General features: G+C 61.8%; 20 protein-coding genes and 1 pseudogene. 12 read left to right on the top strand and 9 right to left on the bottom strand.

What is annotated here, in order from left to right; genetic code table 11:
* Positions 1-6 precede the first annotated feature (6 nt).
* The 4 genes from kdpB to HX817_RS07720 all read left to right on the top strand — a co-directional run bounded on the left by kdpB (position 7) and on the right by HX817_RS07720 (position 6,205).
* A complete protein-coding gene (gene kdpB, locus HX817_RS07735; protein ID WP_177019481.1) occupies positions 7-2,064 on the top strand; it encodes a potassium-transporting ATPase subunit KdpB in 2,058 nt (685 codons plus the stop codon).
* A gap of 67 nt (positions 2,065-2,131) precedes the next feature.
* Entirely contained in the window at positions 2,132-2,677 is a 546-nt protein-coding gene (gene kdpC, locus HX817_RS07730) for a potassium-transporting ATPase subunit KdpC (RefSeq protein WP_087693688.1), read from the top strand.
* Between the two features lie 143 nt (positions 2,678-2,820).
* Positions 2,821-5,472, top strand: a complete 2,652-nt coding sequence (locus HX817_RS07725) for a sensor histidine kinase KdpD (protein ID WP_177040070.1) — start codon at positions 2,821-2,823, stop codon at positions 5,470-5,472.
* 37 nt (positions 5,473-5,509) lie between these two features.
* Positions 5,510-6,205: a response regulator gene (locus HX817_RS07720; RefSeq protein ID WP_003218747.1), complete on the top strand. Its 696-nt coding sequence runs from the start codon at positions 5,510-5,512 to the stop codon at positions 6,203-6,205.
* Positions 6,206-6,333: 128 nt separating this feature from the next.
* Here the strand turns inward: HX817_RS07720 and HX817_RS07715 are convergent, their stop codons facing one another.
* On the bottom strand, positions 6,334-7,371 hold the full coding sequence (locus tag HX817_RS07715; protein WP_087693690.1) for a patatin-like phospholipase family protein: 1,038 nt from the start codon (positions 7,369-7,371) through the stop codon (positions 6,334-6,336).
* Between the two features lie 217 nt (positions 7,372-7,588).
* On the opposite strand from HX817_RS07715, the gene HX817_RS07710 reads away from it, so the two are divergent.
* From HX817_RS07710 to HX817_RS07700, 3 genes are all read left to right on the top strand, one after another.
* Positions 7,589-7,867, top strand: a complete 279-nt coding sequence (locus tag HX817_RS07710; protein WP_003218744.1) for a hypothetical protein — start codon at positions 7,589-7,591, stop codon at positions 7,865-7,867.
* 80 nt (positions 7,868-7,947) lie between these two features.
* Positions 7,948-8,712: a CHAD domain-containing protein gene (locus HX817_RS07705; RefSeq protein WP_177036261.1), complete on the top strand. Its 765-nt coding sequence runs from the start codon at positions 7,948-7,950 to the stop codon at positions 8,710-8,712.
* Positions 8,713-8,813: 101 nt separating this feature from the next.
* Positions 8,814-9,611: an acyl-CoA thioesterase II gene (locus HX817_RS07700; protein ID WP_008437738.1), complete on the top strand. Its 798-nt coding sequence runs from the start codon at positions 8,814-8,816 to the stop codon at positions 9,609-9,611.
* A gap of 19 nt (positions 9,612-9,630) precedes the next feature.
* Here HX817_RS07700 and HX817_RS07695 read toward each other — a convergent pair.
* The 3 genes and pseudogenes from HX817_RS07695 to HX817_RS07685 all read right to left on the bottom strand — a co-directional run.
* Positions 9,631-9,888: pseudogene (locus HX817_RS07695) on the bottom strand (terminase); the annotation flags it as partial.
* A gap of 108 nt (positions 9,889-9,996) precedes the next feature.
* Positions 9,997-11,478 carry a methyl-accepting chemotaxis protein gene (locus tag HX817_RS07690; protein ID WP_102605081.1) on the bottom strand — a complete coding sequence of 494 codons (1,482 nt, stop codon included), beginning with the start codon at positions 11,476-11,478 and terminating at the stop codon, positions 9,997-9,999.
* A gap of 95 nt (positions 11,479-11,573) precedes the next feature.
* Positions 11,574-12,380, bottom strand: coding sequence for a TatD family hydrolase (locus HX817_RS07685; RefSeq protein ID WP_003218739.1), 807 nt, complete (start codon positions 12,378-12,380; stop codon positions 11,574-11,576).
* Positions 12,381-12,618: 238 nt separating this feature from the next.
* Between HX817_RS07685 and HX817_RS07680 the strand changes: the two genes are divergently transcribed.
* The 3 genes from HX817_RS07680 to HX817_RS07670 all read left to right on the top strand — a co-directional run bounded on the left by HX817_RS07680 (position 12,619) and on the right by HX817_RS07670 (position 15,143).
* Complete coding sequence (locus HX817_RS07680; RefSeq protein WP_102368437.1) at positions 12,619-14,040, top strand: transglycosylase SLT domain-containing protein; 1,422 nt, start codon at positions 12,619-12,621, stop codon at positions 14,038-14,040.
* Between the two features lie 104 nt (positions 14,041-14,144).
* A complete protein-coding gene (locus HX817_RS07675; protein ID WP_003218737.1) occupies positions 14,145-14,579 on the top strand; it encodes a DoxX family protein in 435 nt (144 codons plus the stop codon).
* Between the two features lie 255 nt (positions 14,580-14,834).
* Entirely contained in the window at positions 14,835-15,143 is a 309-nt protein-coding gene (locus HX817_RS07670; protein ID WP_010211889.1) for a hypothetical protein, read from the top strand.
* Positions 15,144-15,147: 4 nt separating this feature from the next.
* On the opposite strand, the gene HX817_RS07665 is transcribed toward HX817_RS07670, so the two are convergent.
* Genes HX817_RS07665 through HX817_RS07655 form a run of 3 tightly spaced genes read right to left on the bottom strand, consistent with a single transcriptional unit; the run spans position 15,148 to position 18,617 of the window.
* Positions 15,148-16,953 carry a Gldg family protein gene (locus tag HX817_RS07665; protein ID WP_177040068.1) on the bottom strand — a complete coding sequence of 602 codons (1,806 nt, stop codon included), beginning with the start codon at positions 16,951-16,953 and terminating at the stop codon, positions 15,148-15,150.
* A 15-nt stretch (positions 16,954-16,968) separates the two neighbouring features.
* Positions 16,969-17,694, bottom strand: coding sequence for an ABC transporter permease (locus HX817_RS07660; protein WP_008437749.1), 726 nt, complete (start codon positions 17,692-17,694; stop codon positions 16,969-16,971).
* Entirely contained in the window at positions 17,691-18,617 is a 927-nt protein-coding gene (locus HX817_RS07655; protein WP_177040067.1) for an ABC transporter ATP-binding protein, read from the bottom strand. Before HX817_RS07655 ends, HX817_RS07660 begins: the two co-directional genes overlap by 4 nt.
* Before the next feature lie 303 nt (positions 18,618-18,920).
* Here HX817_RS07655 and HX817_RS07650 point away from each other — a divergent pair, with 303 nt between their 5' ends.
* Positions 18,921-20,150 carry a hypothetical protein gene (locus HX817_RS07650; protein ID WP_177040066.1) on the top strand — a complete coding sequence of 410 codons (1,230 nt, stop codon included), beginning with the start codon at positions 18,921-18,923 and terminating at the stop codon, positions 20,148-20,150.
* A 152-nt stretch (positions 20,151-20,302) separates the two neighbouring features.
* Positions 20,303-20,776: a transcription elongation factor GreB gene (gene greB, locus HX817_RS07645; protein ID WP_008437752.1), complete on the top strand. Its 474-nt coding sequence runs from the start codon at positions 20,303-20,305 to the stop codon at positions 20,774-20,776.
* Between the two features lie 46 nt (positions 20,777-20,822).
* On the opposite strand, the gene HX817_RS07640 is transcribed toward greB, so the two are convergent.
* Together HX817_RS07640 and HX817_RS07635 are read right to left on the bottom strand one after the other, a co-directional pair.
* Positions 20,823-23,333: an ABC transporter permease gene (locus tag HX817_RS07640; protein ID WP_003218728.1), complete on the bottom strand. Its 2,511-nt coding sequence runs from the start codon at positions 23,331-23,333 to the stop codon at positions 20,823-20,825.
* Positions 23,333-24,016 carry an ABC transporter ATP-binding protein gene (locus tag HX817_RS07635; protein WP_003218726.1) on the bottom strand — a complete coding sequence of 228 codons (684 nt, stop codon included), beginning with the start codon at positions 24,014-24,016 and terminating at the stop codon, positions 23,333-23,335. The genes HX817_RS07640 and HX817_RS07635 overlap by 1 nt, the downstream gene beginning before the upstream one ends.
* Between the last annotated feature and the right edge of the window lie 7 nt (positions 24,017-24,023).

Below are 24,023 nucleotides of genomic sequence, written 5' to 3'. Positions count from 1 at the left end.
ATGAAAATGAATATGCCTGCAAAAAACGCGGCTCCGGTGAAAACCCAGGAGCCGGCCAAAACCGCAATGTCGGCCCTGTGGCGCCCGGCGCTGGTCCAGGCGTTCGTCAAGCTGGACCCGCGCCAGCTGCAACGCTCGCCGGTGATGCTGGTGGTCGAGCTGACCGCGATCCTCACCACCATCCTGTGCTTCGTGCCGGATGTTGCCGTACCGACCTACGTCGCCGTGCAAATCGCCGTTTGGCTGTGGTTCACCGTGCTGTTTGCCAACTTCGCCGAAGCCTTGGCTGAAGGCCGCGGCAAGGCCCGCGCCGACAGCCTCAAGGCCGGCAGCGAGGGCCTCAGCGCCCGCCGCAAGGAAGCCGACGGCAGCTTCAAGGTCGTGCCGGCCACCAGCCTGCGCAAAGGTGATGTGGTACGCGTGGTCGCCGGGGAAATGATCCCGGGTGACGGCGAAGTCATCGAAGGGATTGCCGCGGTCAACGAAGCGGCCATCACCGGTGAATCGGCCCCGGTTATCCGTGAATCCGGCGGCGACCGCTCGGCCGTCACCGGCAATACCCGCCTGGTCTCGGACTGGTTGATGATTCGCATCACCGCCAACCCGGGCGAGTCGACCCTGGACCGCATGATCGCCCTGGTGGAAGGCGCCAAACGCCAGAAAACCCCCAACGAAATCGCGCTGGACATCCTGCTGATCGGCCTGACGCTGATCTTCCTGCTGGTGGTGGTGACCCTGCAGCCGTTCGCCCACTTCGCCAATGGCAACCTGCCGCTGGTGTTCCTGGTGGCGCTGCTGGTGACGCTGATCCCGACCACCATCGGCGGCCTGTTGTCGGCCATCGGTATTGCCGGCATGGATCGCCTGGTGCGTCTGAACGTGATCGCCAAGTCCGGCCGCGCAGTGGAAGCGGCGGGGGACGTGCACGTGCTGTTGCTGGACAAGACCGGCACCATCACCTTCGGTAACCGTCGTTGCACCAACGTGATCGCCGCGCCGGGTGTCAGCGGCAAGGAACTGGCTGAGGGCGCGCTGCTGGCATCCTTGGCGGACGACACGGCCGAAGGTAAGTCCATCGTCGAATACCTGCGCGGCCAGCACCCACAAGCCGAGCCGTCGACGGATGAGCTGACCTCGGTACCGTTCAGCGCGGAAACCCGCCTGTCCGGCGTCGACTACCAGGGCCGTGTGTTCCGTAAGGGCGCCGTGGATTCGCTGTTGGCGTTCATTGGCCTGCAACGCCGCGACCTGCAACCGGCGCTGTCGCGGGAAATCGACAAGATCGCCCAGAGCGGCGGCACGCCATTGCTGGTGTGTGCCGACGGCAAGTTGCTCGGCGCGATTCACCTCAAGGACGTGGTCAAGCCCGGCATCCGCGAACGGTTTGCCGAGCTGCGCAAGCTGGGGATTCGCACGGTGATGGTGACCGGCGACAACCCGCTGACCGCCGCCGCGATTGCCGCTGAAGCCGGCGTGGATGACGTGCTGGCCGAGGCTACTCCGGAGAAAAAACTCGCGCGCATTCGTCACGAACAGAACGATGGTCGCCTGGTTGCGATGTGCGGCGACGGCGCCAACGACGCCCCGGCGCTGGCCCAGGCTGACGTCGGCATGGCAATGAACGACGGCACGCAAGCCGCCCGTGAAGCGGCCAACATGGTCGACCTCGACAGCGACCCGACCAAGCTGCTGGACGTGGTGCAGATCGGCAAGGAATTGCTGGTGACCCGTGGTGCGCTGACCACCTTTTCCATCGCCAACGACGTGGCCAAGTACTTCGCGATCCTGCCGGCGCTGTTCGCCTCGATCTACCCGCAACTGGGTGTGCTCAACGTGATGCACCTGCAAAGCCCGCAGAGCGCGATCCTCTCGGCCATCGTGTTCAACGCGCTGATCATCGTGGTGCTGATCCCCCTGGCGCTGCGCGGTGTACGCGTACAGGCGGCGAGTGCGGCGGCGTTGCTGCGTCGCAACCTGCTGATCTACGGCCTGGGCGGGATCGTGGTGCCGTTCGTGGGCATCAAGGCGATCGACATGCTGTTGACCGCGCTGCACCTGGTTTGACTCGATGCCCGCAGGTACCGGCAAACCGGTGCCTGCAGGTTGCAATGACCGAATTGAGGAATTTGAAATGTCCAACATTATCCGCCCGGCCCTGAGCCTGCTGGTGTTGATGAGCCTGATCACCGGCGTGGCCTATCCCCTGGTTGTTACCGGCGTGGCGCAAGTCGCGTTCCCTGACCAGGCCAACGGCAGCCTGGTGCACGATGCCAGCGGCAAGGTTCGCGGTTCGAGCCTGATTGCCCAGGATTTCACCGGTGACGGCTGGTTCCACCCACGGCCATCTGCCGGTGCGTTTGCTACGGTTTCCAGCAGCGCCAGCAACCTCGGCCCAAGCAACCCCGCACTGGCCACTCGTGTATTTGACGATGCCAGGAAAATGCTGGTGCCAGACCAGGGACCGGTGCCGATGGCATTGCTGACTACCTCCGGCAGCGGTCTTGATCCACACTTGCCACCGCAGGCAATTGCCTATCAACTGGCCCGGGTAGCCGCCGCGCGTAATCTGCCGGTGGCGACCCTGCAGCGCTTGATGGATGAGCACATCGAAAGCCCGCTGGTGGGGCCGCCGGTGGTGAACGTGCTGGCGTTGAACATGGCCTTGGAAAAACTGTAAGCCGTGGCGCCGCTTTCGCGAGCAGGCCCGCTCCCACATTCGACTGAGTTTCACCTTTGGAATGCGGTCAAATGTGGGAGCGGGCTTGCTCGCGAAGGCGGACTCAAGAAACCCACATCAACACCTGAAGGAAGACCGCCCGCATGAGCGACTCCGGCCGCGCCGATGCCCTGTTAGCCGATCTACCCCGGGACGGCCGTGGCCGGCTCAAAGTCTTCCTCGGCGCCGCGCCCGGCGTGGGCAAGACCTACGCCATGCTCCAGGCCGCCCACACCCAGCTGCGCCAGGGCGTGCGGCTGATCGCCGGCGTGGTGGAAACCCACGGTCGCGCCGAGACCGAAGCCTTGCTCAGCGGCTTGCCACAACAGCCGCTGCTGCGTTCCGAATACCGCGGCGTGATGCTGGAGGAAATGGACCTCGACGGCCTGCTCGCCGCCAAGCCCAAACTGGTGCTGGTGGACGAACTGGCCCACAGCAACGCCCCCGGCAGCCGCCACGAAAAACGCTGGCAAGACATCCAGGAATTGCTCTCGGCGGGCATCAACGTCTTCACCACGGTCAACGTCCAGCACCTGGAAAGCCTCAACGACCAGGTGCGCGGCATTACCGGCGTGCAAGTGCGCGAGACCTTGCCCGACTGGGTCTTGCAGGAAGCCGATGAACTGCTGCTGATCGACCTGCCATCCCGGGAACTGCTGGAGCGCCTGCGGGACGGCAAGGTCTACGTGCCGGAACAGGCCCGTGCTGCCATCGATGCCTTCTTCACCCAGACCAACCTCATGGCCCTGCGCGAGCTGGCGATGCAAACCGCCGCGGCCCATGTCGACGATGACCTGGCCCAGGGTTATCGCCAATTGGGTCAGGCCGCACCGGCTGTGCGTGGCCGCTTGCTGGTGGGCGTGGATGGAGATGCCCAGGCCGAACGCCTGGTGCGTCATGCCAGCCGCGTAGCCCAGCGTCGGCATTTGCCGTGGAGCCTGGTGCATGTGGATAACGGCCGGGTGCGGGATGAACAATCGCGCCTGCGCCTGCAAAACGCCCAGCAACTGGCCGAGCGTCTTGGCGGTGAAGTGGTGTTGCTGCGAGCGGGGGAGGTGGCCAAGACCCTGATCCAGCACGCCGCCGAGCGTCGCGCCAGCTTGATTCTGGTGGGGCAGTCCCGGCCGCGCTGGCATCGCACCGTGTTTGGTGGTGGCCTGGCGTCGCGTTTGTTGCGCAATGCCCGGGGCCTGGAAATCAACGTCCTCGACAGTGACGAAGTGCCGGCTCCGCCACGCCTGCCGGATGTGCGTGGGCTGGTGTGGTTTGACTATGCCCTGGCGGTGGTGGCGACCGTGATCGCGGCCGCAGTCGCATGGGGTGTCGCCAGTGCCTTGCCGTTGCCGAATATCTCGCTGGTGTTCCTCGCCGCCGTATTGCTGGTGGCGGTGCGCAGTAGCCTGGGGCCGGCGCTGGCGTGTGCGGCGCTGTCATTCCTGAGCTACGACTTCCTGTTCATCCCGCCGAATTTCTCCTTCGCGATCCAGCGTGAAGAAGACGTGCTGACGCTGTTGTTCTTCCTGCTGATGGCGGCGCTCACCGGTAATCTCGCTGCACGCCAGCGCCGGCAGTTGCAGGCGTTGCGCGATACCCAGGAAGAAACCACCGAGCTGCTCGACCTGTCCCGCAAACTCACCGCCGCCACCGATCGCCAGGCAGTGATCAGTGCCGCCGCGCATCATCTGGAAGGCTGGAGCGACCTGCAATTGTGCCTGCTCAACCGCGACGGGCAGGGCGACTGGAAGGTCGAGACCGGTGGCCCGATCACCTTTACCGAAGCCGAACGCGCCGCCGCCGACTGGGCCTGGCAGCACGATCAGCCGGCCGGCATGGGCACCGGCACCTTGCCGTTCGGGCGCTGGTGGTGGTGGCCGTTGTCCGGCGAAGAAGGCCCGTTGGGCCTGCTGGGTGTCAGCCCGAAAGCCGGGCTTGAACTGAGCGGCCAGCGCCGTCGCCTGCTCACGGCCTTGAGTCAGCCATTGGCTCAAGCCCTGGCCCGTGCACAACTCGGCCAGGAGCTGGAAGCCGCGCGCCTGCACGGCGAAACCGAGCAATTGCGCAGCGCCTTGCTGGCCTCGGTGTCTCACGATTTGCGCACACCGCTGACCTCCATGCGTGGCAGCATCGACAGCCTGCTGGCCCTCGGCGAGGCGATTCCCCTGGAAGATCGCCGGGAGCTGCTGGAAGGCACTCGCGATGAGGCTGAGCGCCTGGATCGCTACATCCAGAACCTGCTGGACATGACTCGTCTGGGCCACGGCGCGCTGAAGCTGGCGCGGGACTGGGTGTCACCCGGCGATATCGTCGGCAGCTCCCTGGGCCGCTTGCGTGCGGTATTGGCGCCGCTGCAGGTGATCACCGACGTGCCGCCCGAGCTGCCGCTGCTCTACGTGCATGCCGCGTTGATCGAGCAAGCACTGGTCAACGTACTGGAAAATGCCGCACGCTTCTCGCCGCCACAAGGCCGGCTGAAACTCAGCGCGGGCGTGCAGGATAACCAGTTGTTTTTTGCTGTTGCCGATGAGGGACCGGGGATTCCCGAGGAGGAGCGGGCGAAGATTTTCGATATGTTCTACACCGCCGCCAGGGGGGATCGCGGCGGGCAGGGCACCGGGCTCGGCCTGGCGATCTGCCAGGGCATGGTCGGCGCCCACGGCGGGCATATCAGCGTGGCCGACGGCATTGAGGGCCGTGGCACCTGCATCACTTTATTCCTGCCATTGCAGGCTCAGCCTGGCCTGGAAAGCGAACCTTGAGCTACCCTCTTTTCTTCACGGATTTTGATTGGACACCATGAGCCAGACTGCGACGATTTTGGTCATTGACGACGAACCGCAGATCCGCAAGTTCTTGCGTATCAGCCTGGCCTCCCAGGGCTACAAAGTGATCGAGGCCGGCACCGGCAACGAAGGCCTGGCGCAGGCCGCCTTGAGTAAACCGGACCTGCTGGTGCTTGACCTCGGCCTGCCGGACATGGACGGCCAGCAGGTGCTGCGCGAGTTTCGTGAGTGGTCCACGGTACCGGTACTGGTGTTGTCGGTGCGAGCCAGTGAAGTGCAAAAAGTCGAGGCGCTGGACAACGGCGCCAATGACTATGTGACCAAGCCATTTGGCATCCAGGAGTTTCTTGCACGGGTGCGGGCGTTGTTGCGCCAGGCGCCGGCGGGGGAGGCCCAGGAAGCGGCACTACGTTTTGGCCCGCTGACGGTAGACCTGGCTTATCGGCGGGTGCTGCTGGACGGTGTCGAAGTGGCGCTGACCCGCAAGGAATACGCGGTACTGGCGCAACTGGCGCGGCATCCCGGGCGGGTGATCACCCAGCAGCAACTGCTCAAGGATATCTGGGGCCCGACCCATACCGAAGACAGCCATTACCTGCGGATTGTGGTGGGGCATCTGCGCCAGAAACTGGCGGATGATCCGACCCAACCACGGTTTATCGTGACTGAGGCCGGTGTTGGGTATCGGCTATTGAACACCGAAGCCTGAAGCGTTAGCTCACCTGTGGCGAGGGAGCTTGCTCCCGCTGGGCTGCGCAGCAGCCCCAGAATCCTGGGAGCGCTTCGCACTCCAGCGGGAGCAAGCTCCCTCGCCACACAAGCCCTGCTTATAAAACCTCAGTGTTGCTCGCTCTCGTAACGATCCAGCGTATCGCTCGCGATCTCCCGCCCCAGCGCGATCAACTCCGGCGCTTTGTAAAACTCGAAAAACCGGCACACGCGCTTCGGCACGTTGATCAGAATATCCGGCGGATACCCGGCGATCTTGTACTGCGCCAATGACGTCTGCATCACCTCAAAGCTCTGGTTGATCAAATCCAGCAGCGATGCAGGCCCCACGTTATCGATGATGAACGAGCCGGTCGCCGACTTTGGCGCCCCGGCCTTTTCCGGTGCCGCCGCCGGTTGTTGCGCCTCGGGTTCGGCAGAGTCCAGCCACGGGTTGATATCGGCAGCCTGGGCCAGCAGCGCTTCCTGTTCCAGCATCAATAACTGCTCGGCCTGCTTGCGCCGAAACGGCAAGTGCGAACCCAGTGAACGCACCAGGTTGTCGAAGCGGCTCCTGAACGCCGGCGGACGCTGGATCACCGGAAGCTTGTAGTGCTTCTGGTTGGTGGAGTTGAGGTTGACCGCAATGATCAGGTCGCAGTGGCTCGACACCACCGGCACGATCGGCAGAGGGTTCAGCAAGCCGCCGTCCACCAGCATGCGATTGCCCTGCATCACCGGGGTGAACAGGCTGGGAATCGCCGCCGAGGCCCGCATGGCCTGGTGCAGGCAGCCTTCCTGGAACCAGATTTCCTGCTGGTTGGTCAGGTCCGTGGCCACGGCGGTGTAGGGAATGCGCAGGTCTTCGATATTGATCTCGCCGACGATCTTGCGGATCTGCCCGAACACCTTCTCGCCACGGATCGCCCCCAGGCGAAAGCTCACGTCTACCAGGCGCAGTACGTCCAGGTAGTCGAGGCTTTCGATCCAGTTTCGGTACTCTTCCAGCTTGCCCGCGGCATAGATCCCACCCACCACGGCGCCCATGGAGCAACCGGCAATGCAGGCGATGTCGTAGCCGCGTTTTTCGATTTCCTCGATCACGCCGATATGGGCGTAGCCCCGGGCGCCGCCGGAGCCCAGCACCAATGCAACACGTTTCTTCATGACCTGATCCTTCGCAAAACAGGTGACCACAATGCACCCATCGAGGGGCGCGCTTCAATCATCACTGTCACAACCGATTATTTTCGCGAGCGGGCCACCACGCTCGGGTATGCTCTGGCAATCGGGACTGCGGATTCAGGCAGTCGGATAAGGCACTTTTCGGTGTAGGCAACGTCTACACCTGTGACTGTTTTTTCTTTTCTTGAGGTGTCATTTGATGAAAGCCTGGATGTGTGTGCCTGTGATCGTGTTGGCCCTGGCCGGTTGTGCCGGGAAAACCGCTTATCGCGACAGCTGCGGCACGCAACTGGATGCTGCGTGGCACGAGCTGGACCTGGCCAAGGCCGAAGGTTTCGCCGGCACCGTGAGTTACTCCAAGGCTCTGTCGTTGTTGACTGGCGCCAAGACCCAGCAGCAGTTCGAAGCCTTCGAAGGCTGCTCGACCAAGGCCGAGAAAGCCCGCTTCTATATTCGTGAGTCGCGCGCCGGGCGCTAACCCCGCGTAGCAGTTGTCGAGTGCAACGAGGTTGCGTCGGCGGCCTCAAGCCCGAAGGTTTAATCATTGAGGAGGAAAGGATGTCAGCCTTGGTCGATCAGCTAGTCGCGCAGGTCATCGGCCTGGAAGTTGGGTTACTGAGCTGCCAGGCGCGCCTCGCCGCCGTCACGGACGACGAGGCCCTGCATGATCTGCGCACCACGGTGCGGCGCTTGCGCAGCCTGTTGCGGCCATTGCGTGGGTTGCCCGGTGTCGAGCAACTCGAGGCGGCCGCCAGTGCCGTCGGCCAACTGACCACGCCGTTTCGCGACCGCGAAGTGCTGGCGGCGTACCTCCACCAACACGGCCATCATGAGGCGGCCGAGCGGCGTATCCGGCAGCAGCCGGCCACCTACCGCTCGGTTGCACAAGGGCCTGAGCTGGCGCAACTGCTGTTGATCCTCGAAGCATTCCCCCGCTTTATCCGCGCCTCCCAACGGCAGAAATTGCTCAATGGCCTGCGCACGCGCATTGAAAAACGCCTGGCCAAGCAATGGAAGAAGCTCGGCGAAGCGCTGCACGACCCCAACCACGACCGTCATCGCCTGCGCCTGTTGATCAAGCGCGTGCGTTATGCGGCCGAGGCTTATCCCGAGCTGAACAAGCTACCGCCCAAAGCCATATCGCGTCTCAAGGCGGCCCAGGGCGCCCTGGGTGATTGGCACGATTGCTGGCAATGGCTGGCGCAAGCCGGGCACGAGCCCGATTTGCAGCCGTGCGTGCCTGGTTGGCACCGCACCATGGCCGAGGCGGAAGGGCAGGCGGATCGGGTTTTGGATAAGTTGAACGCCGACTGCTTCGCTTGACCCTGCGACCTATCTGTCCGGGATTTTGGCCGGAATAGGCGCTGCATGGTGTAGGCCGGCTGGTTAAGATCCCTCAACTCCTTTTTCAAGTTGAGACCGCCATGCGCTTTAGTGATTTGCTCGACGCTGCCCGCAGCCACCCGTTGGACGTTTCGATCCCGGCCGAATGGGCCCAGGGCCGCGCCAGCTTTGGCGGGCTGGTTGCGGCGTTGGAGTACGAGGCCTTGCGGGCGAAAGTCCCGGCGGATCGCCCGTTGCGCTCACTGGCGATCACCTTTGTGGGCCCGGTGGCGCCGGACGTGCCGGCCCGCTACGAAGTCGAAGTGCTGCGCGAAGGCAAGGCCGTCAGCCAAGTGCTGGGACGTGTGGTGCAGAACGGTGAAACGATGACCCTGGTGCAGGCCAGTTTTGGCGCATCACGGCCTTCGCAGATTGACGTCGCCGCCGAACCGGCGCCCACCTTCAAGCATTGGGATGAATGCCAGGAGTTGCCCTACATCAAAGGTGTGACGCCGGAGTTCATGCGCCACCTGGCGATGCGCTGGAGCGTCGGTGGCCTGCCGTTCACCGGCAATACATCCCGGGAGATGGGCGGCTGGGTGCGCTTGCGTGGCGATGTAAAAGAAGAGCCGCTGACCGAAGCGCACATCCTCGCGCTGGTGGATGCGTGGCCACCGTCGGTGTTGCCGCACCTGAAACAACCGGCGGCCGGCAGCACCCTGACCTGGACCATCGAGTTTGTCCAACCGCTGCAAAACCTGAGCACCCTGGACTGGTGCCAATACCTGGTCCACATCGAGCACGCCCGCGATGGCTATGGCCATGCGGCTGCGCAGTTGTGGAGCCCCGACGGCCAGTTGATCGCTATCAGCCGCCAGTCGGTGGTGGTGTTCGCCTGAGTCCTCAGACCAGCAAGTGTTGATCGCTGGAGGCGTCGCTGCCGCGTGCCTCCAGGCGGCGACCGTGATGCTGCAATGCAAGGGCTGCCAGAATGCCGACGATACCGATGGCGGCACTCGCCAGGTTCTCGCTGAACACGCCCGATGCCATCAACAGAAAACCGATGACCAGGAGTGGCAGCGCTAGCAGCTGCAACACTTGATTGGTCCCGTGCTGGTGATTTTGCGGGTGGGTGCGCCATTGCCAGGCGGGGATATTTGGATGACGTTTGCCCATGATCGTGATTCCTCTGTCCGTTGAAACATCTTGAGCAGAGTTTAGGTCGGGCAGGGTGGGGCCGCGAATCAAGGATGGCTATGGGGGCCATAGCCACCCCTTTAGGGTTTAGAGCCGCAACTGGCCGATGGCTTTGCTCAGTTCCCCGGCCAGGGTCGCCAGCTCATTGCTGGTGGTCGCCGAGTCTACTGTCTGCTGCACGGTGTTTTCGGTGACGTCCCGAATGCTCACCACCGCTCGGTTCATTTCCTCGGCCACATGGCTTTGCTGCTCGGCAGCCACGGCAATCTGCGTGTTGCTCTCGCGCATCTGCGCCACCGCGCCGGTGATCTCGGCGAGGGCAATCCCGGCTTCTTGAGCCTGTTGCACACAGTCGTCGGCCTTGAACGAGCTTTCCTGCATGAAGTCCACCGCGTCCCGGGTGCCGGCTTGCAGGGCGGACACCATGCGGGTGATTTCATCGGTGGAACTTTGCACCCGCTTGGCCAGGTTGCGCACTTCGTCGGCGACCACGGCAAAACCCCGGCCCATTTCGCCGGCGCGGGCGGCTTCGATGGCGGCGTTGAGGGCCAGCAGGTTGGTCTGTTCGGCGATGCTGTGAATCACCCCGACCACGCCATTGATTTTCTGGCTGTCCTCGGCCAGCTTCTGGATCATTTCGGCGGTCTGCTGCACGCCGGTGGACAGCCCGGCAATCGAGCGCTGTACCCGGCTGACCACTTCCTGGCCGCTGCCGGCGAGAGTGTCGGCCGTCTGGGACAGGTCGCGGGTGGCGCCGGCGTGCTGGGCGATGTGGTAGACGGTGGCGGTCATCTCGTTGATCGCCGTGGCGGCCTGGTCGGTTTCGCTTTGCTGGCCGAGCATGCCGTGCTGCACCTCGTTCATGCTGCTGGCCAGGCGTGCGGCGCCGTCGTCCAGTTGCCTCGCGGTGCGCGCAACCGTGTTGACCACCCGTTGATAACCCGCCTGCATCGCGTTGAAGGCGCTGGCCATCTGCCCGACTTCATCCTTGCAGGCCAGGGGGACGCGGGCCGAGAGGTCGCCGGTTTTCTCGACGTGCAGCATCACGTCTTTCAAGGTGTTGAGCTGGCTGAGGAGAAAGCGGATCAGCAGCTGTGAGGCGCCGAGCATGGCCAGCATCAGAATCATCACCGCTACGGCGTAGTTGGCGAAGCGTTCTTCGAACACTTGGCTCAAGCTGGGCCCGTAGGCCAGCACGGCGACCTGTTGACCGTCGGCACGGCTGATTACTTCGGCGCCCATCAGCGGGTTTTCGCCGAGCAGTGGCATGTGATTGAAATCCACCCAGCCACTGGCGTTGGCCAGGGCTGACAGATCTTCGTCGCCCAGTTGTGGGACTTTGCCCCTGGCAAACGTCAGCCAGTGCTCGCCCTTGGGCAGTGGCTGGCCGGCGGGCCAGGCACCGAGCAAGCGCCCCTGGGCTTGCGCCGACGCCTGTGAGGCCTGGCTGCGGGCCTGTTGTTCGAGCTGCACGGCGTACAACACCAGCAGCAGGGTGGTGATGAAGGCGACCGCGTTCACGGCCCAGAATTTATACTTCAGCGAGATGTTGCTAAGCCAGGCACCCATGAAGGTTTTCTCTGATAGCGGAAACAGCATTGGCAAGGTGCCATTATTGTGCCTCTATCGGGATGCCGGGTTTTGATATGGGTCAATGCGCCGCGTCAATCCGGCACAGGCAATCCAAAAAAGGCGCGGGCACAGGCGGTGCTGTGTTGCGCCAGGTCTTCCACGGTTTCTTCGCGGTGCAACGCGACCTCCCGTAGGACTTCCGGCAAATAGGCGGGTTCGTTGCGACCGTTTTTCGGCTTGGGCCGCAGGGTGCGAGGCAGCAGGTAGGGCGCGTCGCTTTCCAGCATCAGACGGCCCCGGGGAATTTCCCTGACCAGTGGATGCAGGTGCGTCCCACGGCGCTCGTCGCAGATCCAGCCGGTGATACCGATATGCAGGTCCAGGTCGAGGTAGCTGAACAGCGCCCGCTGCTCGCCGGTGAAGCAGTGCACCACGGCGGCCGACAGGTGATCGCGGTAGTCCCGCAGGATTTCCAGCAGGCGCTGGTTGGCGTCACGTTCGTGGAGGAATACCGGGAGCTTCAATTCCACGGCCAGGGCCAGGTGTTCTTCGAGGACTTTTTCCTGCTGGGGGCGCGGTGAGAAATCCCGGTTGAAATCCAGCCCGCATTCACCCACCGCACGCACGCGACTTTCCTTGAGCAGGCCGCGCAGGCGCCTGGCGCTTTCGGCGTTCCAGTCACTGGCAGAGTGGGGGTGAATGCCGGCGGTGGCGAACAGGCGTTGGCCACTTTCGTCCAGTTGCTGGCACAGCTCCAGGGCCTGTTCGCTGCCGTCGACACTGGTACCGGTGAGCACCAATTGGCTCACCCCGGCGGCGTAGGCACGGTCGAGAACGGCCTGGTGCTTTTCGTCGAAACTTGGGTTGGTCAGGTTGACGCCGATATCAATGAGTTGCATGGTGCTACCTCCGCCTGCGGTCGGAAAGCATATCAGAGCTGTAGATTTATAAGAAAAGCCAAGAACTACAACGAGTTAAAGCTGTCTTTGAAAGTCGCAAGTAACACCGTGTTTGGTTTGTCGCCATCTGCCGTGCCACCCTTGCGCCCAAAGCCTGCGCTCATGGCGCTCTGTTTCTGTCCCCCAACGCCTCGTTTTTCGCGAAGCAATGGGCAGTATTCTTTCTTCCGGAGAGCGGATGATCCGACCCTCGGCGTTGCTTGTGTTGTGCCTGACGTTACTGTTGCCCATGGCGGCGGTTGCGCGTCTGGACGGGCCGCTGGAAGTGACCCGGCCCGGCAAGGTCCGCGACCTTGCGGAAATCCGCAGCAGCCGCACCTTGCGGGTATTGGTCAACCAGAGCCGCAACAGTTCCGGCGAAGTCCAGGGCCAGGCCATCGGTGTTGAATACCATCGCCTGCGCGCTTTCGAGCAATACCTCAACGGTCACGCCCGTGACGGCGAGGAAATCAACCTCAAGATTATTCCCAAGGCCAAGGATCAGCTGATTGGCGCATTGGCCCGTGGCGAGGGCGACCTGGTGGCACCCGGCGAATTGCTGGATGTGAAGGCCGCCCACAAGATTGCCACCAGCGACCCGATCGCCAGCGACGTGCCGTTATGGCTGGTGGGGCTGAAGGGCGAGCGGCGGTTTACCCGGCTGGAGCAACTGTCCGGGCGCACGCTGGCCTTGACCACGGGCAGTGCCGCGTCGGATGCGATCAGCCAGGTCAACCAGAAGCTGGCGCTGCACAAATTGCCGCCGGTGAAGGTGGAGTGGGTGGATCCGAGCCTCGCGGTAGAGGACGTGCTGGAGATGGTACAGGCCGGGATTTTCCACCTGACCATTGTCGAGCGGCCGATTGCCGAACGCTGGGCGAAGATCCTGCCCAAGCTGCGTTTCGACCGGCAAGTGACCATCAGCGAGCCGGGCGAAGAGTATTGGTTTGTGCGCCAGGATGCCTCGATGCTGCGGGCCAGTATTGATCGCTTCCTCAAGACCTACCGCACGCCGTCCGATCAGGATGTGGCGTTCCAGCGCATCTACCGCCGCCTCTACCAGGTACGTTATCCACTGGCTCGCGTCGACCGCCAGCGCCTGGAAAAACTGCGCCCGGTGCTGCAAAAGCATGCCCGCGAGCAGGGCATGGACTGGCTGAACCTGGCCGCGCTGGCGTTCAAGGAGTCTGCCCTGGACCCTGGCGCTCGCAGCAGCGGCGGCCCCACCGGGCTGATGCAGATCACGCCATCGGCGGCGCAGCGGGTCGGGGTGAACAACATCGAAAGCCTGGACAACAATGTGCAGGCGGGCGCGCGGTACCTGGCGATGATCCGGCGCAAGTTCTTCTCAAGCCCCAAGCTCAACGAGCGCGAGCGCATGGCGTTTGTGCTGGCGGCCTACAACATGGGGCCCGAGCGGGTCCAGGGAATGCGTGCCGAGGCGCGGCGGCGGGGGCTTAACCCAAACCAATGGTTTTTCCAGGTCGAGCGCATTGCCATGGAGCAGGTGGGAATGAGCGGCGTCAGCTATGTTAATAGCGTGAACAAGTATTACCTGGCGTTTGATCGTGAGCGGGAGTCGTTGGAGCCGGCAGCGCCACGGGTTGCCTCACGTAAATAATCTATTAATTCGATAATTATGAGCCGCTTTATCGGCTTTTATCATTGTTTAAACTGATTAATATAGCGGCCAACCCAACCCCTACCTTGAAAAGGATTATCAGCATGAGCCCATTGATCACCCGCATCCTCTCCACCCGCGCCGGCTACGGCCTGACTGTCCTGCGGATTTTTGTCGGGATCATCTTCGCCGCCCACGGTTCGCAAAAACTCTTTGGCTGGTTTGGCGGCGGCGGCCTGGCGGGCACTGCCCAGTGGATGGAAAGTATCGGCCTGGCCCCGGGTACCCTGATGGCGGTGTTGTCCGGTGGTACCGAGTTCTTCGCCGGGCTGGCGCTGATCATTGGTTTGCTGGCACGGCCGGCGGCACTCGGCCTGTCGATCATTTCCCTGGTGGCGATTTTCTCGGTGCATATCCATAACGGTTTGTTCATGGCCAACAACGGCTACGAGTTCGCCCTGGCGCTGCTGGGCGGTACGCTGGCCGTGTTGTTGGAAGGTGCGGGCAAATTGTCCGCAGACCGCGCCATCACTCACTGATACCGCGAACCCCCCTTAAAAGGCCCGCCCAGTGCGGGCCTTTTCGTTGCTCGGGATTCTTGACACCGCCCTACAGGCTTCTCTAGGATGTTGCCCATGCGCCGATTTAAACAGCTAATTGCGGGGCGCCACCGGTGACTGATCACAGTCCCGACAGAAGCCAGAGCCATGGGCCAGCTTCGAAATTCCGCTAAAGCGCTGGTTCGGTGTTGCCTCTCACCTGCCCGCAGACTTTTGAGGCAGAGACACGACACAATGAATGCACTACGCCCCCTCATACGCCTGGCCCCGATCACCGCGGACCTGACCCAACGCAATCCTAAAATCCTCTTGGGCGGCAAGCATCAGCCGACGTTGCTGCGCTATCTGGATGGCTGGCCGCGCCGCACGGGGCGACCTTCGGCCTTTCTGATCCAGTTTGTCGAAGACGGCGACTCCCTTGCGCGCTTTGCGTCCAACAGCTTCGACCTGGCCGTCATTCAGGCGCCCAGTGCCAGCGACGCGGACGAAGTGATACGCCAACTGACCCGCATTGCCCGGCAAGGGCTGATCGCCCGGCGTTGAGCCCTCAGTAGAACGCTGCTGAAGGCAGATGCCGGCGACGGCGACGCAACAGGAAAATACCCCCCGCAATCAGGCACAGTATCAGCGGTACAGGCACGATATTGAGCAGCTTCACTTTGCGTTCCAGGGCGTGAACCTCGGCGTATGACTGGACCTTCAGCGCGTGAATTTCCATGGGGATTCGCAACCGCTCCTTGTTGAGCGCTTGCAGCAGTGTGTTGGAGGTTGCAGCCTGAGGGCCCGGGGAAATTGTCGGGGGGTTGAGCAGTTGCCATTCCTTTTCCGTTTGTTCCAGGCGTTGCGCCAGTTCGGCGGACTTCTCACCGTAGGCCAGTGCCGCGTCTTCGCGCATTGCCTGCAGCACCTGCAGTGATCGAGCACCGCCTGCACGGGGGCGAATGTTCATCAGTGCATCGGGCGCGGCCAGGTTGTCCAGGGTGTTCAATACAAACATCGCGTTATCTGACAACGGGCTACCCGCCGCGCGATGCTTCTGGAGCATTCCAGACACACGATCGCTGAGCAGGTCAGTGTCGGCGACCACGACCACATGGATGTTCGCAGCCTTTTGCAAGCCGGTGTTACGCCCACTGATGCCGTCAGGAAAGGCGGAATAGGCGGGCCCTTCGACGCGGGCGGCGATCACTTGTTGTTGAGCGCGAGTGGCTGTTTCATTGATCAGTGAATTGAGCTGCGCTGTCAGGGCGAAGCGCTCTGCCTCAAACAGCGCGGCGTGCGCGGAGCTTTGCAGCAACGGGGTGAAGGTCATGCGGCTTCTCTTGGCAGGGGCCAGGGCGCCGCTGCTCAAGACGTTGACGTTGTGAAGTTTCCAGGCGCTGATGTCATCCTGTGCCATCGCCTGGCGGGGCAAGGTCAGTGCCGCGGGATGGCGCACAGGCGGCTGGCCTGTGGTCAGGATCACCGAAGTGGCATAGTCGCGATCGGCAATCACCTTGTTCGCGGGCATCTGGATGCCCCAGGCGGACAGCAATGCCTCCAGCCTGGGGTTTTCCGGGGCCGTGACGCTGGTGTCCAGCCCGACAAGCGGGTCGATAAACATCATCAACTTGCCTGCGCCCAATACAAACTGGTCTATTGCGTAGAGGGTTTGGTCAGGCAGGTTGCCGGGATGAATCACCATCAGGGTTTTGACGTGTTCAGGAATTTGCGCGATACCCGGCTCCAGGCTCACCACGTTGAACTGGCGACGGATCTCCTGCAACACCTGCCAGGGAGGCGTATTAACGCCGTTGCGTTCATCTCGCTCACCGTTTATTGGCAGCCGGGAGATCACGCCCATGACGGGTTGCTCGGGGTGGATCACCTTATGAATCAAATGGCTGATTTCATACTCCAGCAGTGACTCCCGGTCCGGGCTGAATGACGGGATGCTATGGGGCGCATGGCCCGCGCTGGTACCCACCAGGCCGAAGAATCCGTGTTGTTCGTCAAGACCCAGTAACCTGGCTTTGTATTCATCTTCAGAAAAAGGGGTGGGGTCGATGAGGTGCAGGTTGATTTTGCCCTTTGCCGCTTTTTCATATTCCTTGAGCAGCAGCTCTACCCGTTTAGCGTAGCTTTCAACGGCGTTGGCTTTGTGTGCACGGTTGCTTGAATTGAAGAAGTACAGATCCACCGGTGTTTCCAGTGAACCGAGCATAGCCTGTACAGGATCGGAAAGTGTATGGATGTTCTGTTCCGAAAAATCCAGCCGTGGATTTGGAAGTTTCAGTGCCCAGACCAGGTTAAAAGCGAGAAACAGTAACAGCAGCGTGATAATTGTGAGGCTGGCACTTAGTCGCGTTTTCATCGTGATGTGTCCTTCTCAACCGTTTCTTACATTCAGGACAATGACCGTCGCGCCAAGAAAGGCGATGATCATACTGATGAAGTACAAACTGTCTTGAAGAGCCAGTACCCCTTGGTCAATGGCGGCAAAACGCGCAGACGGGCTCAGGGAAAGAAGGCGGTCAATCAGCCATACCGGAACTTGATGTTCAATTGCATCAAGAATGGATGACAGGCCACTGGCGGTCAGCAGCAAGCACAGGGTTACGGTGAATATAATCGCGCGATGGTGTGTCAGTGCGCAGATAAAACAGCCCACGGATAGATAACATCCGGCCAATACCCAACTTCCCAGGTATTGTGACGCAATGACTGTATTGTCCGGATTGCCAAAATAGTTGACGGTGATAACTATCGGGAAGGTCAACAGCAGGGCCACGCCAGAAACAATCCAGGCCGCCAGAAACTTTCCGACCACTATCTCGAAACGTGTGACGGGCAGGGTTTTCAGCAACTCCATGGAACCGGTGGTGGGCTCGTCGGCCCAAAGCCGAGTGCATAGAACAGGTGTCAACAGTAAGTAGAGCCAGGGGTGCAACTGGAAGAAGCCCTGCAAGTCGGCACTGCCGACTTCCAGTAACCGGGTTGCATGGAAGCCAAATACAGCAGCGGCGGTCAGGAAAACCGCAGTGCTCAGGTAAGTGAGGGGTGCCGAAAGATAACTGACCAGTTGACGCTTGAATATGACCGGGAGAAGTTTCAAATCGATGCCTCCTGGCTCATATGGTGCACAACGTCATCCAGGCGCCCGGCTTCCAGGCTCAGGGCATTGAGCTTCCAGCGGCGCTGGGTGACCAGTGCATTGATGTGGGGGTAGATGATTTGCCCCGGCAGGGCGAGTACGGTCACTGTGCCGGGAGTCTCGCGGTCTTCCTCGATGCCGGCGACCCCGGGCAATACCGCCAGGGCCAACAGGTCCAGTGGTGTGTCGGCTGCAAGGGTGACCGCCTGGTGATGACGGGAGCTGCGCTGCAGTTCGGGCACCGAAGTGTCTGCCATCAATCGGCCGTCGGCTATCACCAGTGCGCGGGTACAAATACCGGTCAGTTCTTCCGGCGCACGGGACGCGACAATGACCGTCATCTCGTCGCTGAGCGACTTGATGAGCATTCTGACTTTGTGTTTCTGGTCGGCATTCAGACCTTCTGTTGGCTCATCGAGCAACAGCAGGCTGGGGTCATGCAGGATTGCCTGGGCGATGGCTACCTTGCGTTTCAACCCGTCCGTGAGGGTTTCCACCGGGCTTTTGAGTATCCGCCACAACTCAAGCCGTGCAACTGCCCGGTCAATCATCTTGCGTTTTTCCGCGCCGCGGAATCCGCGTATTTCGGCAATGAAACCGAGAAAGGCCTTTACACTCATTGCACCATGGCTCAAGAGTCGCTCTGGCTGGTAGCCGGTGACTTTCTTTGCCTGGAATGCGTTCAGGGCGATATCGTTACCGAATATTTTTATATGGCCTGAAGAGGGTGTAGTCGAGCCTGAGATCATTTTGATAATAGTTGTTTTTCCCGCACCATCATTTCCAAACAGCCCGAGGCATTCCTGGGGTTGGGCGTTGAATGAGAAGTCATGAATAATGTTTTTTCCGCCCATGGTTTTTGTCAGGCTCGTTATCTCGATCATTATGCTTTTCTACTGAATGGATATGGCAAGGCTGGATTAACCTGGGTGAACAGCAGGTTGTGAATGTTCGAAATTCAATGCTTGAAATCTTTTATGTTGAAGCTTTTCCGACGTCGCACTGTTAAAAAATGGTACGTTCAATAAACGCTCTTGGAAATGCTGAGGGGGCTGAATAAGATAAGTCCTACATGCCAGACTATGACTCGCTGAAACAATTGTTTTGCTTTTGATGATTTAATTACAGTCGTTGTTTATTTGGTGTTTATTTAAAGTTTATGCCAATTTGAAATGGAGCCTGATGTCATGCTGCTTCTACGTACCCTTGTTCTTGAACAGTCCGGGCATGATGCGCCGGTCAATGGTGCACTGCTTTGTGGTTTTGCGGTGGCGCAGATCTCTTCAAACTTTCTTGCCTACAGTCTGGATGAAGAAACAGAGCCCGGTAGTTCACGGGTGTACATCGCAGCGTTGCGCAAAAAGTCCCAACGTTACTTTCTGGGGGCGATAGACTCCAAGGAAGACCTGCAAATAGCGACCCATGTCTTCAAGCAAATCCTGACGCTCGCGGCTGCTCCCTGGGCAAAATCTGCAAGCGGCGGCGAAACTCAGATTCCCTTTCATTTTGTTGATTTGAAAGGCTGCAAATTGCCCCCGGCCAGGCCTGAAGATCATCACTCGTTGACGATCAAGAAATCCCTGGTGATGAAGGTGATTACCCTGGGAACGTCGGCGCCCGGTTTGCCCGCCATTGAAAGCAATACGTTGATCGTGCCGTCGATTCGTTTCTCCTCAAGAATGGTGTCTGCTCCCAGGTCCCCCGATCCTTCAGAGCCTGCGCGGTCATTGCCCGAGCCGGTGGCGCAGGCGCCCGAGGCTGAGCTCGAGATATCCGAGCCGCTCGTTGAGGCGCCACTACAGGCACCGATCGAGGCGCCTGCTGTCGCTGCGCCAGTGCCGGCGCCCATAGTCCAACAACCTGAACCGGTCCCCCAGGCGCCGCCGCCCATGCCTGCCCGGAATGAGTCAGCCTCGTTGTTTGAAGTGGACGATACGCTGGCCAATCTTTCCCGATTGTCACAGGAGCTGACGCAGCAAAAGCTCAGCGTGCTCAAGCAGGAAGAAGCGCTTGATCAGTTGCGTCTCGAACTGCGCCAGGAAAGGGCTGACCTTGAGCAGGAGAGTCAGCGGAGTGCCGACAGGATTGCCGAAAAGGAAACGTCCCTGGAACAGTTGGCCCGCACGCTGGCCCTCCGGGAAGAGCATCTGGCTGGCAGCTCGGCGCTGAACCAGACAGAGCAGCGTCGAATGGACGAGCGTGCGCGCTACCTGGAGAGCCAGGAAGCCCAGTTGCATGACCGTGACCTTGCGGTGCGCCTCAAGGAGCAACAGCTGACGGCTGCGCTGTTCCAGTTGCCTGTCCTGCGGGACAACCTGAGGGTTACGCTTCAATCCCTGGATGAGTCACTTGCATGGCTTGGCGAGAACGGGCGCGGCCAGCCTGAATGCGGCCCGACCCAGACGGAGGCTGACTGATACGCGTCGTTGCCGGAATCCGCCGGTGGGTCTGGCTACTTTCCCGAGTTCATTTATCATCGACCCCCACAGCCGACATCGGGCGTTAAATGCGTTGTGCCTGATGCGGCAGCGGGTCTGAAAAATGCAAACTTCCAGGGGATGTAGAGCTTTTGAGCACCAAGCTGATTACCAAAGAAGGTCATGAGGCCCTGAAAAAGGAGCTTGATTACCTGTGGCGAGAAAAGCGCCCTGATACCACCCGCAAAGTGACGTGGGCGGCCTCCCTGGGGGACAGGAGCGAAAACGCCGACTACCAGTACAACAAGAAGCTGCTGCGGGAAATTGATCGTCGGGTGCGTTATTTACGCAAGCGCCTGGAAGACATGCGCGTGGTCGAGTACATGCCCGAGCAGGAAGGGAAGGTGTTTTTCGGCGCCTGGGTGGAGATTGAAAACGAACAGGGCGAGACCAAGCGGTTTCGCATCGTGGGGTACGACGAGATCTATGAGCGTATGGACTACATCTCCATCGACTCACCCATGGCCCGGGCACTGTTGCGCAAGGAAGTGGATGACGAGGCGCTCGTGCAGACCCCGAGTGGCGAAGTGTGCTGGTGGATCACCGCTATCGAATATGTGAAGTGACAACGGATGGCCCGTACGCATGAACGCGTGCGGGCCATTTGCGTTTTCAGCCCTCGCGCAGCACCGTCAACGGGCTGGCATTCAGTGCGCGGCGGGTGCCGAACACGCCGGCACCGCCGATCAGCACGGCGCCGATCACCGGCAGCAGCAAAAGCCACGGATGCGGGTGCCAGGTCAGGTCGAACGCGTAGCGGTACAGCACCAGTGTCACCAGTTCAGTGCCCAGCGCTGCCAACAGCCCGCTGACTGCGCCCAACAACCCGAACTCGATACGCCGGGCCTTGACCAGCAACTTGCGCTCAGCCCCCAGCGCCCGCAGCAGGGCGCCCTGGCGAATCCGCTCATCGAGGGTTGCCTGGAGCCCGGAGAACAACACGGCCATCCCCGCTGCCAGGACAAACAACAGCACGTACTCCACCGCCAGGGTGACCTGGGCCAGGATGCTGCGCAGTTGTTCCAGCAGTGCCTCCACCTGCAGGATGGTCACCGCCGGGAAAGCCCGGGACAGGTCGACGATCTGTTGGTCATGGCCGGGTGCGAGGTAGAAGCTGGTCAGGTAGGTGGCCGGCAGGTCCTTCAGGGTGCCGGGCTGGAAGATCATGAAGAAGTTGGGCTGGAAGTTGTCCCAGTTGATTTCCCGCAGGCTGGTGACCCGCGCTTCGCGGTTTTCCCCGCCGACGGTAAACACCAGGTGATCGTTGAGCTTGAGTTTCAGGCTGTCGGCGACCTTGGCCTCCACCGAGACGCCTGGAATCTCGTCGGTCGGTTGCGCCGTCCACCAGGAGCCCGCCGTCAGCTTGTTGCCCGGTGGCAGGTCGGCGGCCCAGGTCAGGCTCAAGTCTCGCTGTACTGCACGATCGCCGCTGGAGTCCTTGCTGACAATCTCCTGCACTGGCGAGCCATTGATGCTGATCAGTCGTCCCGGTACCACCGGATACAGCGGAGCCGATTGCGCCTGTAATTCCAGCAGGCGTGCGCCGAAGGTGTCTTTGTCGGCGGGCAGGATGTTCAGGGCGAAATAGTTGGGGGCGTCCTTGGGCAACTGGTTCTGCCAGGTGTCCAGCAATTCGCCGCGCAACAACGCGATCAAGCCCATGGATAACAGGATCAGCCCGAACGCCAGTGACTGCCCCGCGGCCGCCAGGGGATGACGCAGCAACTGGCCCAGCCCCAGGCGCCAGGGCAGGGAGGCCCGGGCCAGCAGGCGTCGCAGGCTTTGCAGCAACAGGAGCAGCAGGCCGCCGAGAACCAGCGCGGCAATCACGCCGCCGCCCAGCAGGGCGAAGGTCAGCACCAGGTCGAGGCTCAAGCGCCACATGATCAGGCCCAGGGCGAAGAGCGCCGCACCATAGACCATCCAGGTGCTGGAAGGGATTGGCAGCAAGTCGCGGCGCAATACCCGCAGTGGCGGCACCCGCCCCAGGGCGGCCAGCGGCGGCAGGGCGAAACCGGCGAGGGCTACCAGCCCGGTGCCAATCCCGGCAACGGCCGGCAGCAGCCCGCCGGGGGGAACGTCCGCCGGCAGCAGGTCATGCAACAGCGCAAACAGGCCCAATTGCGCCAGCCAGCCGAGCAGCGCGCCGGTCAGGCTGGCCAGCAACCCCAGCACGGCCAATTGCAGGCTGAACAGCAGCATGGTTTCGCGTCGCGACAACCCGAGGCAGCGCAGCAAGGCGCTGGCATCAAAGCGTCGGCTGGCGAAGCGATTGGCCGAGAGCGCCACGGCCACGCCGGAGAGCAGCACCGCCACCAGGCTGGCCATGTTCAAGTAACGTTCGGCCTTGCCCAGCGCGCCGCCGATCTGCTGGTTGCCGTCGCGCGCATCCTGCAGCCGCTGGTTGGCAGCCAGGCCGGGCTTGACCAGGTCGCGATAGGTTTGCAGCACGGTGCCGCCTTGTGGCGCGCGCCACAGGTCGCGATAACTCACGCGACTGCCGGGCTGCACCACGCCGGTGGCGTCAAGGTCGGCCAGGTTGATCATCACCCTGGGCGTCAGGCTATAGAAGTTGCCGGCGCGATCCGGCTCATAGGTCAGCACGCGGGAAAGGCGCAGGGTCTTCATGCCGACGTCGATGCTGTCGCCGATTTTCAGGTTCAGTGCCGTCAACAGCCGTGCTTCCACCCAGGCTTCACCGGGTTTGGGGCCACCTCCGGCAGTTTCTTCGGCGAAGGGTTCGGCGGCGCTCTTCAGCTCGCCGCGCAACGGATACGCCTCGTTGACCGCCTTGATGCTGGACAGCTGGATGCCAGCGTCAGTGGCAATCACGCTGGAGAATTCCACCACCCTGGCGTGCTGCAGGCCCAGCTCGGTGCCACTCTGGATTTGCTCGGTGCGGGCGGGTGAACTGCCTTCCAGCACCAGGTCGGCCGCCAGGAACTCGGTGGCGCGCAACATCATCGCGCCGTTCAGGCGGGCACCGAAGTAACCGATGGCGGTGCTGGCGGCCACGGCCACCAGCAGGGCGAAGAACAGCACACGCAGTTCGCCGGCGCGGGCATCGCGCAGCAACTGGCGAAGGGCAAGGCTGAACAGGCGCAACAAGGGCAAGCGTGCCATCAAGGCTCCAGGGGCGCGACCATCAGGCCGGCTTCAAGACGGATCAGGCGACGGCAACGGTGGGCCAGGCGCTCGTCATGGGTCACCAGCACCAGGGTCGTGCCGCTCTCTTTGTTGAGTTCGAACAGCAGGTCGCTGATGCGCTCGCCGGTATGGCTGTCGAGGTTGCCGGTGGGTTCATCGGCAAACAGCACGTCTGGTTCGGCAGCAAACGCCCGGGCAATCGCTACCCGTTGCTGCTCACCCCCCGAGAGTTGGCGCGGCGAGTGGGTGAGACGCTGGCCCAGGCCGACACGCTCCAGCAGGTGTTTGGCGCGCTCGCGGGCGTCCTTGCGACCGTCCAGCTCCAGGGGCAGCATCACGTTTTCCAGCGCGTTGAGGCTGTCGAGCAACTGGAAGGACTGGAACACAAATCCCACGTGCTCGGCGCGGATGCGTGCACGCTGGTCTTCGTCGAGGGTACTCAGGGCCTGGCCGGCGAGGGTGACTTCGCCACTGCTGGGCAGGTCGAGGCCGGCCAGCAGGCCGAGGAGGGTGGATTTGCCGGAACCGGAGGCGCCGACGATAGCCAGGCTATCGCCCTTGTTCAGTTCCAGGCTCAGTTCGTGCAGGATAGTCAGTTCACCTTCCGCGCTGGGAACCACTTTGCTAAGGTTTCGCGCGGTGAGAATGCTTGCGCCCATGGAGAAT

Origin of the sequence: Pseudomonas sp. C6002 (assembly GCF_013385805.1) — a bacterium.
Lineage (GTDB): Bacteria > Pseudomonadota > Gammaproteobacteria > Pseudomonadales > Pseudomonadaceae > Aquipseudomonas.
The sequence above is the reverse complement of the archived record's forward strand: the minus strand, read 5'-3'. Positions and strand labels throughout refer to the sequence as shown.

Coding starts and splice junctions, on each gene's coding strand:
- kdpB (WP_177019481.1), top strand. CDS start 7: ATGAATATGCCTGCAAAAAACGCGGCTCCGGTGAAAACCCAGGAGCCG.
- kdpC (WP_087693688.1), top strand. CDS start 2,132: ATGTCCAACATTATCCGCCCGGCCCTGAGCCTGCTGGTGTTGATGAGC.
- HX817_RS07725 (WP_177040070.1), top strand. CDS start 2,821: ATGAGCGACTCCGGCCGCGCCGATGCCCTGTTAGCCGATCTACCCCGG.
- HX817_RS07720 (WP_003218747.1), top strand. CDS start 5,510: ATGAGCCAGACTGCGACGATTTTGGTCATTGACGACGAACCGCAGATC.
- HX817_RS07715 (WP_087693690.1), bottom strand. CDS start 7,371: ATGAAGAAACGTGTTGCATTGGTGCTGGGCTCCGGCGGCGCCCGGGGC.
- HX817_RS07710 (WP_003218744.1), top strand. CDS start 7,589: ATGAAAGCCTGGATGTGTGTGCCTGTGATCGTGTTGGCCCTGGCCGGT.
- HX817_RS07705 (WP_177036261.1), top strand. CDS start 7,948: ATGTCAGCCTTGGTCGATCAGCTAGTCGCGCAGGTCATCGGCCTGGAA.
- HX817_RS07700 (WP_008437738.1), top strand. CDS start 8,814: ATGCGCTTTAGTGATTTGCTCGACGCTGCCCGCAGCCACCCGTTGGAC.
- HX817_RS07690 (WP_102605081.1), bottom strand. CDS start 11,478: ATGGGTGCCTGGCTTAGCAACATCTCGCTGAAGTATAAATTCTGGGCC.
- HX817_RS07685 (WP_003218739.1), bottom strand. CDS start 12,380: ATGCAACTCATTGATATCGGCGTCAACCTGACCAACCCAAGTTTCGAC.
- HX817_RS07680 (WP_102368437.1), top strand. CDS start 12,619: ATGATCCGACCCTCGGCGTTGCTTGTGTTGTGCCTGACGTTACTGTTG.
- HX817_RS07675 (WP_003218737.1), top strand. CDS start 14,145: ATGAGCCCATTGATCACCCGCATCCTCTCCACCCGCGCCGGCTACGGC.
- HX817_RS07670 (WP_010211889.1), top strand. CDS start 14,835: ATGAATGCACTACGCCCCCTCATACGCCTGGCCCCGATCACCGCGGAC.
- HX817_RS07665 (WP_177040068.1), bottom strand. CDS start 16,953: ATGAAAACGCGACTAAGTGCCAGCCTCACAATTATCACGCTGCTGTTA.
- HX817_RS07655 (WP_177040067.1), bottom strand. CDS start 18,617: ATGATCGAGATAACGAGCCTGACAAAAACCATGGGCGGAAAAAACATT.
- HX817_RS07650 (WP_177040066.1), top strand. CDS start 18,921: ATGCTGCTTCTACGTACCCTTGTTCTTGAACAGTCCGGGCATGATGCG.
- HX817_RS07640 (WP_003218728.1), bottom strand. CDS start 23,333: ATGGCACGCTTGCCCTTGTTGCGCCTGTTCAGCCTTGCCCTTCGCCAG.
- HX817_RS07635 (WP_003218726.1), bottom strand. CDS start 24,016: ATGGGCGCAAGCATTCTCACCGCGCGAAACCTTAGCAAAGTGGTTCCC.